At 71.7% G+C, this 15,334-nt stretch carries 14 protein-coding genes and 1 riboswitch; of the genes, 2 read left to right on the forward strand and 12 right to left on the reverse strand.

Annotated elements, in window-relative coordinates; translation table 11 throughout:
• Positions 1–128: 128 nt before the first annotated feature.
• From carB to pyrR, 6 genes are read right to left on the reverse strand one after another with little or no spacing between them, the layout of a single operon-like run.
• Complete coding sequence (gene carB / locus ACIG5E_RS13735; protein ID WP_396533605.1) at positions 129–3,437, reverse strand: carbamoyl-phosphate synthase large subunit; 3,309 nt, start codon at positions 3,435–3,437, stop codon at positions 129–131.
• Positions 3,430–4,587, reverse strand: a complete 1,158-nt coding sequence (carA, locus tag ACIG5E_RS13740) for a glutamine-hydrolyzing carbamoyl-phosphate synthase small subunit (RefSeq protein WP_396533606.1) — start codon at positions 4,585–4,587, stop codon at positions 3,430–3,432. The genes carB and carA overlap by 8 nt, the downstream gene beginning before the upstream one ends.
• Positions 4,584–5,150 (reverse strand): hypothetical protein, encoded by a 567-nt coding sequence (locus ACIG5E_RS13745; RefSeq protein WP_396533607.1) that lies wholly within the window; start codon positions 5,148–5,150, stop codon positions 4,584–4,586. Before ACIG5E_RS13745 ends, carA begins: the two co-directional genes overlap by 4 nt.
• Positions 5,150–6,454 carry a dihydroorotase gene (locus ACIG5E_RS13750; RefSeq protein ID WP_396533714.1) on the reverse strand — a complete coding sequence of 435 codons (1,305 nt, stop codon included), beginning with the start codon at positions 6,452–6,454 and terminating at the stop codon, positions 5,150–5,152. The genes ACIG5E_RS13745 and ACIG5E_RS13750 overlap by 1 nt, the downstream gene beginning before the upstream one ends.
• Positions 6,455–6,480: 26 nt before the next feature.
• Positions 6,481–7,497: an aspartate carbamoyltransferase catalytic subunit gene (locus ACIG5E_RS13755; RefSeq protein WP_396533608.1), complete on the reverse strand. Its 1,017-nt coding sequence runs from the start codon at positions 7,495–7,497 to the stop codon at positions 6,481–6,483.
• Positions 7,498–7,502: 5 nt separating this feature from the next.
• The gene (gene pyrR / locus ACIG5E_RS13760; protein WP_396533609.1) at positions 7,503–8,126 is read right to left on the reverse strand and encodes a bifunctional pyr operon transcriptional regulator/uracil phosphoribosyltransferase PyrR; all 624 of its coding nucleotides are present in this window, start codon (positions 8,124–8,126) and stop codon (positions 7,503–7,505) included.
• Between the two features lie 335 nt (positions 8,127–8,461).
• Between pyrR and ACIG5E_RS13765 the strand changes: the two genes are divergently transcribed.
• Complete coding sequence (locus tag ACIG5E_RS13765) at positions 8,462–8,965, forward strand: transcriptional regulator (protein WP_030056198.1); 504 nt, start codon at positions 8,462–8,464, stop codon at positions 8,963–8,965.
• A gap of 91 nt (positions 8,966–9,056) precedes the next feature.
• On the opposite strand, the gene ACIG5E_RS13770 is transcribed toward ACIG5E_RS13765, so the two are convergent.
• The 6 genes from ACIG5E_RS13770 to ACIG5E_RS13795 all read right to left on the reverse strand — a co-directional run bounded on the left by ACIG5E_RS13770 (position 9,057) and on the right by ACIG5E_RS13795 (position 14,581).
• Complete coding sequence (locus tag ACIG5E_RS13770; protein WP_396533610.1) at positions 9,057–10,031, reverse strand: hypothetical protein; 975 nt, start codon at positions 10,029–10,031, stop codon at positions 9,057–9,059.
• Between the two features lie 151 nt (positions 10,032–10,182).
• A complete protein-coding gene (locus ACIG5E_RS13775) occupies positions 10,183–11,010 on the reverse strand; it encodes a thioesterase family protein (protein WP_396533611.1) in 828 nt (275 codons plus the stop codon).
• A gap of 124 nt (positions 11,011–11,134) precedes the next feature.
• Positions 11,135–11,572, reverse strand: a complete 438-nt coding sequence (gene nusB, locus ACIG5E_RS13780) for a transcription antitermination factor NusB (RefSeq protein ID WP_350508646.1) — start codon at positions 11,570–11,572, stop codon at positions 11,135–11,137.
• 4 nt (positions 11,573–11,576) lie between these two features.
• Positions 11,577–12,140, reverse strand: a complete 564-nt coding sequence (gene efp / locus ACIG5E_RS13785; protein WP_396533612.1) for an elongation factor P — start codon at positions 12,138–12,140, stop codon at positions 11,577–11,579.
• Positions 12,141–12,218: 78 nt separating this feature from the next.
• Complete coding sequence (locus ACIG5E_RS13790; protein WP_396533613.1) at positions 12,219–13,325, reverse strand: M24 family metallopeptidase; 1,107 nt, start codon at positions 13,323–13,325, stop codon at positions 12,219–12,221.
• Positions 13,326–13,465: 140 nt separating this feature from the next.
• Positions 13,466–14,581: a HoxN/HupN/NixA family nickel/cobalt transporter gene (locus ACIG5E_RS13795; protein WP_396533614.1), complete on the reverse strand. Its 1,116-nt coding sequence runs from the start codon at positions 14,579–14,581 to the stop codon at positions 13,466–13,468.
• 31 nt (positions 14,582–14,612) lie between these two features.
• Positions 14,613–14,807: riboswitch (cobalamin riboswitch) on the reverse strand.
• A gap of 81 nt (positions 14,808–14,888) precedes the next feature.
• Between ACIG5E_RS13795 and ACIG5E_RS13800 the strand changes: the two genes are divergently transcribed.
• On the forward strand, positions 14,889–15,272 hold the full coding sequence (locus ACIG5E_RS13800; RefSeq protein WP_396533615.1) for an ArsR/SmtB family transcription factor: 384 nt from the start codon (positions 14,889–14,891) through the stop codon (positions 15,270–15,272).
• Positions 15,273–15,334: the final 62 nt, after the last annotated feature.

Consider the following 15,334-nt stretch of genomic DNA (forward strand, 5'->3'; position numbering starts at 1 on the left):
TCCCGGAACGCAGGCAGGAATTCAGTGCGCGGGCGCAGCCCGTCGAAAGAAGGGCGGTGGCGGGCGACGGGCTGGGCATGGAAGTGGGGGGCACCCGACTGGCTCCGGTGCCCCCCACTGCGGTGGTGCTACTTGCGGCCGGCGTTGATCAGCTCGGCGTGCTCCTGGAGCGACATCACTCCGACCTCGTCGCGCAGCAGCGCGTCCATGCCCTGGACCGCCGCGCCCATCGCCTGGACGGTGGTCAGGCACGGCACCCCGCGGGAGACCGCCGCGGTGCGGATCTCGTAGCCGTCGAGGCGCCCGCCGGTGCCGTACGGCGTGTTGATGATCAGGTCGACCTCGCCGTCGTGGATCAGCTGGACGATGGTCTTCTCACCGTTCGGGCCCTCGCCCTCGCTGTGCTTGCGCACCAGCGTGGACGGGATGCCGCCGCGGTGCAGCACCTCGGCGGTGCCGGCGGTGGCGAGCACCTCGAAGCCGAGGCCGACCAGCGCCCGGGCCGGGAAGACCAGGTTGCGCTTGTCCCGGTTGGCGACCGAGACGAAGACCTTGCCCTTGGTCGGCAGCGCGCCGTACGCACCGGCCTGCGCCTTGGCGTACGCCGTGCCGAAGACCTTGTCGATGCCCATGACCTCACCGGTCGAGCGCATCTCCGGGCCGAGCACGGTGTCCACACCGCGACCGTGGATGTCGCGGAAGCGGCTCCACGGCATCACGGCCTCCTTGACCGCGATCGGGGCGTCGGCCGGCAGCGTGCCGCCGTCGCCCTCGGCCGGGAGCAGGCCCTCGGCGCGCAGCTCGGCGATGGTGGCGCCGAGCGAGATCCGGGCGGCGGCCTTGGCCAGCGGCACCGCGGTCGCCTTGGAGGTGAACGGGACGGTGCGGGAGGCGCGGGGGTTGGCCTCCAGCACGTAGAGGATGTCCCCGGCCAGCGCGAACTGGATGTTGATCAGGCCGCGGACGCCGACACCGCGCGCGATGGCCTCGGTGGAGGTGCGCAGGCGCTTGATGTCGTAGCCGCCGAGGGTGATCGGGGGCAGCGCGCAGGCGGAGTCGCCGGAGTGGATGCCGGCCTCCTCGATGTGCTCCATGACGCCGCCGAGGTAGAGCTCGGTGCCGTCGTAGAGCGCGTCGACGTCGATCTCCACCGCGTCGTCGAGGAAGCGGTCGATCAGCACCGGGTGCTCGGAGATCAGACCGGCGTGCCGCTCCAGGTAGGAGGCGAGCGAGGCCTCGTCGTAGACGATCTCCATGCCGCGGCCGCCGAGCACGTAGGACGGGCGGGCGAGCACCGGGTAGCCGATCTCGTCGGCGATCGCCTTGGCCTCCGCGAAGGAGAAGGCGGTGCCGTGCTTGGGGGCGGGCAGGCCGGCGTCGCGCAGCACGCGGCCGAAGGCGCCGCGCTCCTCGGCGAGGTCGATCGCCTCCGGCTGGGTGCCGACGATCGGCACGCCGTTGTCCTTGAGCGCCTGGGCCAGGCCCAGCGGGGTCTGGCCGCCGAGCTGGACGATCACGCCGGCCAGCGGACCGGCCTGCTGCTCGGCGTGGACGATCTCCAGGACGTCCTCCAGGGTGAGCGGCTCGAAGTAGAGCCGGTCGGAGGTGTCGTAGTCGGTGGAGACGGTCTCCGGGTTGCAGTTGACCATGACGGTCTCGTACCCGGCGTCGGCCAGCGCGAAGGAGGCGTGCACGCAGGAGTAGTCGAACTCGATGCCCTGGCCGATGCGGTTCGGGCCCGAGCCGAGGATGATCACGGCGGGCTTGGTGCGCGGGGCGACCTCGCTCTCCTCGTCGTACGAGGAGTAGAAGTACGGGGTCTTGGCGGCGAACTCGGCGGCGCAGGTGTCGACGGTCTTGAACACCGGGCGGATGCCGAGCGCGTGGCGCACCTCGCGGACGACGTCCGGCTTCAGGCCGCGGATCTCGCCGATCTGCTGGTCGGAGAAGCCGTGCCGCTTGGCGTGGCGCAGCAGCTCGGGGGTGAGCTCGGCGGCCTCGGCCAGCTCGCCGGCGATCTCGTCCAGCAAGAAGAGCTGGTCGACGAACCACGGGTCGATCTTGGTGGCCTCGAACACCTCCTCCGGGGTGGCGCCGGCCCGGATGGCGTCCATCACGGTGTTGATCCGGCCGTCGGTCGGCACGGTGGCCTTGACCAGCAGCTCGGCCTTGTCACCCAGCGGGGCGGTCCAGTTGAACTGGGAGCCCTTCTTCTCCAGCGAGCGCAGCGCCTTCTGCAGCGCCTCGGGGAAGTTGCGGCCGAGGGCCATGGCCTCGCCGACGGACTTCATGGTGGTGGTCAGCGTCGCGTCGGCGCTCGGGAACTTCTCGAACGCGAACCGCGGCACCTTGACCACGACGTAATCGAGGGTCGGCTCGAAGGAGGCCGGGGTCTCCTCGGTGATGTCGTTGGGGATCTCGTCCAGGGTGTAGCCGACGGCCAGCTTGGCGGCGATCTTGGCGATCGGGAAGCCGGTGGCCTTGGAGGCGAGCGCCGAGGAGCGGGAGACGCGCGGGTTCATCTCGATGACGATGACCCGGCCGTCGTCGGGGTTGACGGCGAACTGGATGTTGCAGCCGCCGGTGTCGACGCCGACCTCGCGGATGACGGCGATGCCGATGTCGCGCAGGATCTGGTACTCGCGGTCGGTGAGCGTCATCGCCGGGGCGACGGTGATCGAGTCACCGGTGTGCACGCCCATCGGGTCGAAGTTCTCGATGGAGCAGACGACCACGACGTTGTCGTTCTTGTCGCGCATCAGCTCCAGCTCGTACTCCTTCCAGCCGAGGATGGACTCCTCCAGGAGCACCTCGGTGGTCGGCGAGAGGGCCAGGCCCTGGCCGGCGATGCGGCGCAGGTCCTCCTCGTTGTGGGCGAAGCCGGAGCCGGCGCCGCCCATGGTGAAGGAGGGGCGCACCACGACCGGGTAGCCGCCGAGCGTGTCGACGCCGGCCAGCACCTCGTCCATGGTGTGGCAGATGACCGAGCGGGCGGACTCGCCGTACCCGATCTTGGCCTTGACGGCCTCGACGACGCCCTTGAAGAGGTCGCGGTCCTCGCCCTTGTTGATCGCCACGACGTCGGCGCCGATCAGCTCGACGCCGTACTTCTCCAGCGTGCCCGCCTTGTGCAGCGAGATCGCGGTGTTGAGCGCGGTCTGGCCGCCCAGGGTCGGCAGCAGCGCGTCGGGGCGTTCCTTGGCGATGATCTTCTCGACGAACTCGGGGGTGATCGGCTCGACGTAGGTGGCGTCGGCGATCTCCGGGTCGGTCATGATCGTGGCCGGGTTGGAGTTGACCAGCACGACCCGCAGGCCTTCGGCCTTGAGGACGCGGCAGGCCTGGGTGCCGGAGTAGTCGAACTCGGCGGCCTGGCCGATGACGATCGGGCCGGACCCGATCACCAGGACGGACTTGATGTCAGTGCGCTTAGGCACGCTGGCCCTCCATGAGCTTCACGAAGCGGTCGAACAGGTAGGCGGCGTCGTGCGGGCCGGCGGCCGCTTCGGGGTGGTACTGCACGCTGAAGGCGGGCACGTCGAGCGCCTGGAGGCCCTCGACCACGTCGTCGTTGAGGCAGACGTGGGAGACCTCGACCCGCCCGTAGGGGGTGTCGCTCACCTGGTCCAGCGGTGCGTTCACGGCGAAGCCGTGGTTGTGGGCGGTCACCTCGACCTTGCCGGTGGTGCGGTCCTGCACCGGCTGGTTGATGCCGCGGTGGCCGTACTTGAGCTTGTAGGTGCCGAAGCCCAGGGCGCGGCCGAGGATCTGGTTGCCGAAGCAGATCCCGAAGAACGGGGTCTTGCGCTCCAGCACGCCCTGCGCGACGGCGACCTGGTGGTCGGCGGTGGCCGGGTCGCCCGGGCCGTTGGAGAAGAAGACGCCGTCGGGGTTGACCGCGTAGACGTCCTCCAGGGTGGAGTTGGCCGGCAGCACGTGCACCTCGATGCCGCGCTCGGCCATCCGCTGCGGGGTCATCGCCTTGATGCCGAGGTCCAGCGCGGCGACGGTGAACTTCTTCTCACCGACGGCGGGGACGACGTACGGCTCGGTGGTGGCCACCTCGGCGCACAGGTCGGCGCCCTTCATCTCGGGCGACCGCTGCACCCGGGCGAGCAGCGCGGCCGGGTCGGCCAGCGCCTCGCCGGAGAAGATGCCGCAGCGCATCGCGCCGCGCTCGCGCAGGTGGCGGGTCAGCGCGCGGGTGTCGATGCCGCTGATGCCGACGACGCCCTGGCGGGCGAGCTCCTCGTCCAGCGAGCGGCGGGAGCGCCAGTTGGACGCCACCCGGGCGGGGTCGCGCACGACGTAGCCGGCGACCCAGATCTGCTTGGACTCGTCGTCCTCGTCGTTCCAGCCGGTGTTGCCGATCTGCGGGGCGGTCATCACGACCACCTGGCGGTGGTACGACGGGTCGGTCAGGGTCTCCTGGTAGCCGGACATGCCGGTGTTGAAGACCGCCTCGCCGAAGGTCTCGCCGGTCGCGCCGTAAGCCTGGCCGCCGAAGGTCCGGCCGTCCTCCAGGACGAGCACGGCCGGGATGCGCTCCCGCCGTTGGCGCTGCGTGGTGGGGGCAGGTGCGGTCATTGCGCGGCCTCTTCCGTCTTCTTCGTCTTCGTACGTGTTGCGAGCTGGGCGATCGCCTCGACCCAGGCGGTGTGCTCATCGGGGTGGTCGGCCCGGAAGCCGGAGTCCAGTTCGGCGCCCTCGTGCGTCCAGGTGACGACGAGCAGCCCGGAGGGGACGACCTTGCCGGCGATCCCGGAGTCCGTACGGGCTCCGGTGAGGTGCTCGGCCGGGATCCAGAAGTCGACGTCGCCGGGGCGCTGCACCAGCAGGCCGTCCTCGCCGAGGGTGAGGTCGGCCCGGCTGCGGGTGCCCAGGCCGTGCGCGACGACCCGGTCGAGCCAGTTCCCGGCGGTGGTGGTGCCGTGGTAGCGCCCGCTGGTCTCCAGGATGGTCCGGCCGGCGCGGGCCGGCACGGCGGGCAGCGGCGGGATCCCGGACTGCAGGGTGCGCCGCCAGTTCCAGCCCTGGCGCATCAGCCAGTAGACCAGGCCGATGATGATCAGCAGTCCGATCGACCAGCCGATGTAGCCCGGCCAGTTGGTGACCTTCGCCTGCTCCCTGGCGAGCGTGGCGTAGTCCATCACACCAGGCCGCCCTGCTCGGCCAGCTCGCCGGCCAGCACCGTGGCGCGACCGCGCAGGAAGGTGGCGTGCACCCGTCCGGGCAGGTCCATGCCCTTGTAGGGGGTGTTGCGGCTACGAGTGGCGAAGCTCTCGGGGTTCACGGCACCACGGTACGCGGGATCGAAGAGCACCAGGTTGGCCGGCTCACCCACCGAGATCGGCCGGCCGTGGCCGGTGAGACGGCCGATCCGGGCCGGGCGGTGGGACATCCGGTCCGCGACGCCCTCCCAGTTCAGCAGGCCGGTGTCGACCATGGTCTGCTGCACGACCGACAGCGCGGTCTCCAGGCCGACCATGCCCATCGCGGCGACGGCCCACTCGCAGTCCTTGTCCTCGGCCGGGTGCGGCGCGTGGTCGGTGGCGACGGCGTCGATGGTGCCGTCGGCGAGCGCCTTGCGCAGCGCCTGGACGTCCTCTGCGGTGCGCAGCGGCGGGTTCACCTTGTACACCGGGTCGTAGGAGCGGACCATCTCGTCGGTGAGCAGCAGGTGGTGCGGGGTGACCTCGGCGGTGACGTCCCAGCCCTTGGACTTGGCCCAGCGGACGATCTCGACCGAGCCGGCCGTGGAGAGGTGGCAGACGTGCAGCCGGGAGCCGACGTGCGCGGCGAGCAGCACGTCGCGGGCGATGATCGACTCCTCCGCGACGGCCGGCCAGCCGCCGAGCCCGAGCTCGCCGGAGACCTGGCCCTCGTTCATCTGGGCGCCCTCGGTCAGCCGCGGCTCCTGGGCGTGCTGGGCGACGACGCCGTCGAAGGCCTTGACGTACTCCAGGGCGCGGCGCATCAGCACCGCGTCGTCCACGCACTTGCCGTCGTCGGAGAAGACCCGGACGTTCGCGGCGGACTCGTGCATCGCGCCGAGCTCGGCGAGCTTCTTGCCCTCCAGGCCGACGGTGACGGCGCCGACCGGCTGCACGTCGCAGTAGCCGGCCTCCTGGCCGAGCCGCCATACCTGCTCGACCACACCGGCGGTGTCGGCCACCGGGGTGGTGTTGGCCATCGCGTGCACGGCGGTGAAGCCGCCCATCGCGGCGGCCTGGGTGCCGGTGAGCACGGTCTCGGCGTCCTCGCGGCCGGGCTCGCGCAGGTGGGTGTGCAGGTCGACCAGGCCGGGCAGGGCGATCATGCCGGTGGCGTCGATCTCGATGTCCGCCTCGACCGCCAGGCCGGTGCCGATCGCCTGGATGACACCGTCGGCGAGGTGGAGGTCCTGCGGGGCGCCGCCCATGATCCTGGCGTTGCGGATCAGGTAGCTGACCATGTCGTTGGTTGGCTCACTGCGCTCGTTCACTGGGCGTTCTCCACGGAGTCGGTGCGGGGGGCGGCGTCGGCGGGGCCATCGGCGAACACGGCTCCGCCGAGCAGCAGGTAAAGAACGGCCATCCGGACGGAGACGCCGTTGGCGACCTGTTCGACCGCGGTGCAGCGCGGCGAGTCGGCGACCTCGGCGGTGATCTCCATGCCGCGGACCATCGGGCCGGGGTGCATCACGATGGCGTGCTCGGGCAGCTGGGCCATCCGGATGCCGTTCATGCCGTAGCGGCGGCTGTACTCGCGCTCGGTCGGGAAGAACGCGGCGTTCATCCGCTCGCGCTGCACCCGCAGCATCATCAGGGCGTCGGTCTTGGGCAGCACGCTGTCCAGGTCGTAGCTGACCTCGCAGGGCCACCCGGCTGCGCCGGTATCGGAGTTGGGTTCGATCCCGATCGGCAGCAGGGTCGGCGGGGCGACGAAGGTCACCTGGGCGCCGAGGGTGGTCAGCAGGTGCACGTTGGAGCGGGCGACCCGGCTGTGCAGGACGTCGCCGACGATCGTCACCCGGCGGCCGGCCAGGTCGTTGCCCAGCCCGGTGTTGAGGTGGCGGCGCATGGTGAAGGCGTCGAGCAGCGCCTGGGTGGGGTGCTCGTGGGTGCCGTCACCGGCGTTGATCACACTGCCGTGCAGCCAGTCGGACTGGGCCAGCCGGGCCGGCGCGCCCGAGGCGTGGTGGCGGATGACGACCGCGTCGGCCCCCATCGCCTGCAGGGTCAGCGCGGTGTCCTTGAGGCTCTCGCCCTTGGAGACCGACGAGCCCTTGGCGGAGAAGTTGATGACGTCCGCGGACAGCCGCTTCTCGGCGACCTCGAAGGAGGTCTTGGTGCGGGTGGAGTCCTCGAAGAACAGGTTGACGACGGTGCGGCCGCGCAGCGTGGGCAGCTTCTTGACGGCCCGGCCGGAGAGCTGGGCCAGCTCCTCGGCGGTGTCCAGGATCAGCAGCGCGTCGTCGCGGCTGAGATCGGCGGCGGAGACGAGGTGGCGCTTCACGCGGGTTACTCCGGGAGGTGCGGTTCGGTGGGCTGGGAGGCCAGGGCCTGCGAGCTGCGGGCGGTGTAGTCGCGGTCGCCGACCAGGACGGCGTCCAGGCCGTCGGTGTCGGCGAGGCGGACCTGCACGGCCTCGCGCAGCGAGGTGGGGAGGTTCTTGCCCACGTAGTCGGCCCGGATCGGCAGCTCGCGGTGGCCGCGGTCGACCAGGACGGCGAGCTGCACGGCGCGCGGTCGGCCGATGTCGTTCAGCGCGTCGAGCGCGGCGCGGATGGTGCGGCCGGAGAAGAGCACGTCGTCGACGAGGATGACGAGCTTGCCGTCGATGCCGCCGGGCGGGATCTCGGTGTGCTCCAGGGCGCGGGCGGGCTTCAGCCGCAGGTCGTCCCGGTACATGGTGATGTCCAGGGTGCCCAGCGGGATCTCGGTCCCGGTGATCTGGGCCAGCCGGCCGTGCAGGCGGCGGGCGAGGTGGACGCCCCTGGTGTGGATGCCGAGCAGCACGACGTCCTCCGCGCCCTTGGCGCGCTCGACGATCTCGTGCGCTATCCGGGTGATGACCCGGGCGATGTCCGTGCCGTCCAGCACCTGGTGCGGCGGCCGCGGCGTCGGTTCCTGGTGTGTGGTCATGCCGAAGCGGACCTCCTTCCCCGCCTCACGGGACGGGCCTTAAAGGATGTCTGGGAATCTGCCCCCGCCGACCGGGCGTGGGCTTCGGGCCATCCTACCAGCGCCCCGGAGTGGCAAATGGACCTCCACCATTCCGCTTCGCCGGGTTAACGCACCGGACGCGCCGACGATGCGGGCCATTCGCACGACTGCCCCATTCGGCTTGACGCAACTACCTTACTCTACGTAACCTCACAGTGAGTTACGAGACGGGCGTCGAACCCACGGGTAACGACGCCGGCGCAATCGCCCGTGACCCACCACTGAACGCGAAGCAATCTCGTCCGGGGAGATCAATGTCCAGCGACTACGCGAAGCAGCTCGGAGGCAAGCTCCGAGCGATCCGCACTCAGCAGGGGCTCTCCCTGCACGGTGTCGAGGAGAAGTCCCAGGGGCGCTGGAAGGCAGTCGTCGTCGGCTCGTACGAGCGCGGCGACCGTGCGGTCACCGTGCAGCGGCTGGCCGAGCTCGCCGAGTTCTACGGCGTACCGGTGCAGGAGCTCCTGCCCGGCGGCACCCCGGGCGGCGCGGCAGAGCCGCCGCCGCGCCTGGTCCTCGACCTGGAGAGACTGACCCAGGTCCCGTCCGAGAAGGCCGGCCCGCTGCAGCGCTACGCGGCGACCATCCAGAGCCAGCGCGGCGACTACAACGGCAAGGTCCTCTCGATCCGCCAGGACGACCTGCGCACTCTGGCCGTGATCTACGACCAGTCGCCGTCGATCCTGACCGAGCAGCTGATCTCCTGGGGCGTGCTCAACCCCGACGCGCGCCGTGCGGTGCGCGAGGAGGACGCGAGCTGAGGCTCGCCGACCAGCGGTAGCAGGCAGAAACGTCACGGCGCGGTCCCCGGAATCCGGGGCCGCGCCGCGGCATGTCCCCAGCCGGCCGGGTTCAGCAGACCGTCCCCAGGCTGTAGCCCGGCTGCGCCGCCACCCCGTCCAGTCGCACCGGACGGGCGGCCGGCGCCCAGTCCGGGCCGCTGCTCGACCAGGCCCAGGCGGTCGGCAGGAAGCATGCATCAGCGGCTCCGCCGCGGGTCTCGTCAGCGGCTCCGCCGCGGGCCCCGCACGACGCCGCCGAGCCCTGGGAGCCGTGCAGCACCGCGACGCCCGGCAGCTCCAGCGCCAGCCCGGCGCACAGCACCGCGCAGATCAGCTCCAGCTCCTCGTCGTTGATCCGCACCACCCCGTCCTCCCACTGCAGCACCCGGGCCGCCGCGGTCAGCCGCCCGCCCGGCGCGTCCACCCGCAGCCGCAGCTCGTACACCCCGGCGCCCGCGCCGACCAGCATCCGGCGGAACACCTCGCCCCCGCGCTGGTAGGCGGCGCGCACCCAGCGCGCGTGCTCCTCGTCCGCCTCCGCCGGGCCCGCGCCCCCGAGCAGCCCGCCCTCCAGCAGCAGGTCGGCGTGGCAGAGCGTCAGCCCGTTCTCCCGGGCCCGGACCAGCCGCGGCACGAAGTCCCCGGCCAGCTCCTCGCCCTGATAGGCCAGCAGCTGGGTCTGCAGCGGCGGGTTGACGAGGTAGCGGTCGCGGGCGGCGGGCTCGGCCGGGTCCAGGCCGTGCAGCAGGCAGAACTCCTCGAAGTCCTGCGGGTGGAACATCCGGGCCCGGACGGTCTCGAAGCGCTCCAGCGCGTCGGCCAGCAGCTCGGCGGTGTCGGCCAGGTAGCGCTCGTAGTCGGGGGCGTCGCTGACCCCCCAGGTGCGGGCCCGCGCGAAGTCCGCGGCAGTGGCGAGCACCCCGATGACGAACGCCTGCTCGGCCCCCTCGTCCCGCCGCGGCCGGTGCGGCGCCCGCAGCGCGGGGCGCAGGCCGCCGGCGGTGCAGTCGGAGTTGCGGCGGGCGCGGCCCTTGCGGCTGGTCATCGGAGGCTCCTGGCGTCGGCGGGCGGCCGTCGGGCGGTGACGGTCAGCGGCGGGGCTCGCCGCTGACCGTGTTACTCCCCAGTTCCGCGCGCCACACACGTACGGCGTGTCACAGGAATGTAACCACCGGTAATAGCACCGCGAGGCGGGCTCAGGCGGAGCGCGGCGCCCGGGCCAGCTGACGGGACTGCGCGACCAGGCGGCCGGCCTCGTCCCAGATCTCGGCGTCCTCCTCGAAGTAGCCGCCGGCCAGGTTGCGGGTGGCGTGGACGACCCGCAGCCAGCCCGGGGCCGGCTTGGCCCGCAGGTGGACGGTCAGCTCGATGGTCGGGGCCCAGCCGGGCAGGCCGAGGTCGAAGGTGACCGGCGGCAGCGCGTCGGCGACCAGCAGGAGCAGCAGCGGGTCGGGCTCGCGGCCGTCGGCGAGCCGGAACCAGCCCTGGATCCGGCCCTGCCCGGAGGGCTGCCCGAGCGCCCAGCCGACGGTGGCCGGGTCGAGCCGCAGGTCGAAGCGCTCCAGCAGGGCGGCCTGCTCGACCAGCTGCTTGGGCGCGTGCTCGACGCCGATGCACTGGTCCGGCGGCGGCAGCTGCGGCGGGGTGGCGCTGGTGCGCACCTCGCCGTCGGCGGTGTCGAGGTCGCCGTGGCTGGCCACCACGCGCAGGCGTTCGACGCCGCCCTGGCTGAGCGAGGCGGTGCCGGTGGACAGGCCGCGGCCGGTGCGCAGCACCTCGGTGCGGACGGTGGCCGGGCCGGGGGTGGAGGCGGACAGGTAGTAACCGCTGATCGACACCGGGTGGGGGTGCTGCCCGTGCTCCAGCGACAGCGCGTGTCCGGCCACGGCGAGCAGCAGCCCGCCGTTGACCCCGCCGCCGATCTGCCAGCCGGCGCCGAGCTCGGCCTCGTAGCGGCCGGCCTCCTCGGGGTGTCTGGTCAGGGCGATGCCCTGGTCGAACTCGCTGCGGGTCGCGGTGGTCATGGGGGTGCCCTGCCCTTCAAGTTACTGGCGAGTAGGGCCCCACACTACGCCTGCCCCGTGAAACGCGAAACGGCCGTCGGATCCGAGATTCTCGGATCCGACGGCCGTCCGCGGGATGTCACCGTTACCGGCGGATGCTCGGCTTCAGCTCCAGGAAGCGGGCGAGCATGCCGTTGACGAAGGCCGGGGAGTCGTCCGTGGAGAACTCCTTGGCGATCTCGACGGACTCGTCCAGGACGACCGCGTCCGGGACGCCGTCCTCCCAGATCAGCTCGTACGCGCCGAGCCGCAGGACGTTGCGGTCCACGATCGGCATCCGGTCGAGGGTCCAGCCCACCGCGTACTGCTCGATGAGGTCGTCGATGCGACGGGCGTGCTGGACGTACCCCTCGATCAGCTCCATCGTGTACTCGCCGACCTGCGGGGTGCCCTCGTCGGGCTTCGGCTCGCGAGCGCGGGCCACCCAGTCGGCGAGGACCTGCTGCGGGTCGACCCCGCGGTGGTCGGCCTCGAAGAGGATCTGGAAGGCCCGGGTACGGGCCTTGCTACGTGCGGCCGACACGGACTTACTTCACCCGGCCGAGGTAGCTGCCGTCGCGGGTGTCGACCTTGACCTTCTCACCGGTGGTGATGAAGAGCGGCACCTGGATCTCGGCGCCGGTCTCCAGGGTCGCCGGCTTGGTGCCACCGGTGGAGCGGTCGCCCTGCACGCCCGGCTCGGTCTCGGCGATCGTCAGCTCGACGGAGGTCGGGAGCTCGATGTAGAGCACCGCACCCTCGTTGGTGGCGACCAGGGCCTCGAAGCCCTCCAGCAGGTAGTTGGCGGCGTCACCGACGACGGCCGGCTCGATGGTGAGCTGGTCGTAGGTGTCCATGTCCATGAACACGAAGTTCTCGCCGTCCTTGTACGAGAACTGCATGCCGCGCTTGTCGACGTTGGCGGTCTCGACCTTGGTGCCGGCGTTGAAGGTCTTGTCGACGACCTTGCCCGTCAGGACCTCCTTGAGCTTCGTACGCACGAAGGCCGGGCCCTTGCCGGGCTTGACGTGCTGGAACTCGACGACGGACCAGAGCTTGCCGCCCTCCAGCTTGAGGACCATGCCGTTCTTGAGATCGTTCGTGGAAGCCACGGGCGCACTTACTCCTGGATATAGCTGTCAAGGAACCAAGGGTTCGCGTCCTGCCGCCGACGGCCCCGGGGGCCGCCGTCACAGGGCGAGGAGCTCCTTGGTGGTGATGGTGAGCAGCTCGGGCCCGCCCTCTTCGAGGGGGCGCACGACGAGCGTGTCCTCGATCCGGACCCCGCCCTTGCCCGGGAGGTGGACCCCCGGACCGACGGTGACCGGTACGCGGCTGTCCAGTTTACCCATGTCCGACGGACCGAGGCGCGGCGCCTCCCGGATCTCCAGCCCGATGCCGTGGCCCACCGGGTGCGGCGAGGTCTCGGTGTGGCCGGCCGCCTCCAGGACCTGCCGGGCGACCCGGTCGGGTACGCACTGCTCGACGCCCGGCCCGAGCGCCTCCCGACCGGCCCGCTGGGCGCGGAAGACCAGCCGGTGCAGCTCGACCTGCCAGGGCGCGGGAGCGGCGCCGATCACGAAGGTCCGGGCGGTCGAGACGCGGTAGCCGCGGTACTGGGCGCCCATCACCACGGTGAGGAAGTCGCCCTCCTCCACCCGGCGGTCGGTGGGCTGGTGGGCGGGCCGGCCGGAGTGGTTGCCGGTGCCGACCGAGACCGGGAACGCCGCCCGGTCGGCGCCGTGGTCGATCATCCGGCGCTCCAGCTCCATCGCCAGGTGCCGTTCGGTGCGGCCGACCAGGATCGACTCCAGCAGCTCGCCGAGCGCCTGGTCGGCGATCTCGGCGGCGATCCGCAGGTCGGCGATCTCGTGCTCGTCCTTCACCACCCGCAGCCGCTCCACCACCTGGCCGAGGTCCGCCAGCCGGGCCCCCTCCACCAGGTCCGCCACCGCGCGGTGCCGGGTGACGGTCAGGTCGTGCTCCTCCACCGCGAGGTCCCGCACCCCCAGCCGCCCGGCCGCGGCGGCCGCGGCCAGCGCGGTGTCCGCCCCGGCCGACACCGGCGCCTGGGTGACCTCCGTGTCGATCAGGTGCTCCCCCGAATCGTCGGGCGGCAGGTCGTCGGGCAGCGACAGCAGCGCCCGCTCCCGGGTCAGCAGCAGCGTCGCCCCACAGGGCGCGCAGCCCGTCAGATACCGCACGTTCGCCGCCCGGGTGATCAGCGCCGCATCGGCCCCGGCCGCACTGCAGTACTCCCTCACCCGCTCCCGCCGACCCACGTACGCATCCGCCATGCGTCGAGCCTACGAACCCCCGGCCCGAACCGCCCGCCGAGCACCCCCGACTCAGCGCGGCGGCGGGACGGGCCGGGCTCGCCGTCGCGGGCTCGCCGGCGCGGGCACGGTGCTGCTCGCCGCGGCGTGACCGCCGGTCGTCACCCCTGCCCGGTGGGCGTCCAGCGCTTCTCGACGCCCGCCAGCTTCCAGTACGCGATGGCGATCGCCCACACCACCACGAACAGGCCCGCGATCGCGTAGCCGACGTTGTCCAGCGAGATGTCCGCGATGAACCCGGTCACCGGGTCGGTCAGGTCGAGCTTCTCGTGCAGCACGCCGACCAGCTCGATGGTGCCGATGATGAAGGCCACCGCGATCGACAGCCCGGTGATGGTCAGGTTGTAGTAGACCTTGCGCACCGGGTTGGAGAACGCCCATTGGTACGCGAAGTTCATGAACGTCCCGTCCAGGGTGTCGAACAGGCTCATCCCGGCCGCGAACAGCAGCGGCAGGCAGACGATCGCGTACCAGGGCAGCCCGGCCGCCGCGCCCGAACCGGCCATCACCATCAGGGTGACCTCGGTCGCGGTGTCGAAGCCCAGGCCCAGCACCATGCCGACCGGGAACATCTGCCCGGGCCGGGTGATCGAGCGGGTCGCCCGGTTCAGGATCCGGGCCATGAAGCCGCGCGAGTTGAGGTGCTCCTCCAGCTCCGCCTCGTCGTACCGCCCGGCCCGCATCGAGCGGAACACCTTGAGGATGCCGAGCAGCGCCGCCAGGTTGAGCGCGCCGATCAGGTAGAGGAAGGCGCCGGAGGCCGTGGTGCCGACCACCCCGAGCCACTTGTGGGTGGCCGAGTCGTCGTCCATCAGCGTGTTCGCCAGCTGGGCGCCGCCCGCCACCAGGGCGGCCATCAGGACCACCATCGAGGAGTGGCCGAGCGCGAACCAGAAGCCCACCGAGACCGGCCGCTTGCCGTCCGCCATCAGCTTGCGGGTGGTGTTGTCGATCACCGCGATGTGGTCGGCGTCGAAGGCGTGCCGCATGCCCAGGGTGTACGCGGTGATGCCGAGGCCGACCCCGAAGACCTGGGTGCCGACGGCGTAGTTCCGCGGGGCGACCAGGAAGACGAGCGTCCCGAACGCCACCACGTGCATGGCCAGGATCACCCCCATCAGCCCGGCGGTACGGATGGTGTCCTCGCGCTTCCACCGGAAGGCGGGCAGGACGGAGGGGGCCGCCTCGACGGGAGTGGCGGTTTCGGGCAGGGTCATCTTCGGATCACGCTCCAGCACCTCGTGGAATGACTTCGTGAGATGCCGTGGCCGGTCTCCTGGCTTACGGGGCTTCCGGACCCGCCTTCCCAGGCGCACGAGGCGCCCAGTGGCACGTGGGTTCGGACAACTCTCCCCCGATCACAGTGGCGAGGGCCGCTCCGGACTGGGACCTGCTGAGGGTCCGTCACCGGTCTTCCCGAGCACCACGGCGGGGAACACCGTAGGGGCAGAACACCACCCTCGCAAGGTTGCGCACCTGTGCAGGTGTCCAGGATCACAGGTCGTGAGCTGCCAGAATGTCCGCATGCATCTCGTACCGGCCGACCGCGCGGGCCACCGCACCATCGACGGCCACCGGGTCTGCGAAGCCATCGCCGCCATCGGTGACACCGAGCACGTCCGCTCCTGGGCCGAGCGGTTCTCCCTGGTCGCCGACCCCGGACGGCTCGCCCTGCTGCTCGCCCTCCACCGGGCCGGCCCGCTCGCCGTCAGCGACCTGGCCGTGGCCACCGGCATGCGCGACCCCGCCGTCTCCCAGGCGCTGCGACTGCTCCGCACCGCGGGCGTGGTCACCGGCGACAAGGACGGACGCGTGGTGCGCTACCGGCTCGTGGACGACGGCATGCGCCCCCTCCTCGACGAGTGCGCCGCCGCCGACCACGAGGAGCCGACCGCGGCCACGGGCTGACCGACACTCGGGGCCGCCCGTCTGCCCCTGAACGGCCGCCACGACCCGGCCGGATGAGTACG

This window comes from Kitasatospora sp. NPDC053057, from assembly GCF_044546945.1.
Lineage (GTDB): Bacteria > Actinomycetota > Actinomycetes > Streptomycetales > Streptomycetaceae > Kitasatospora.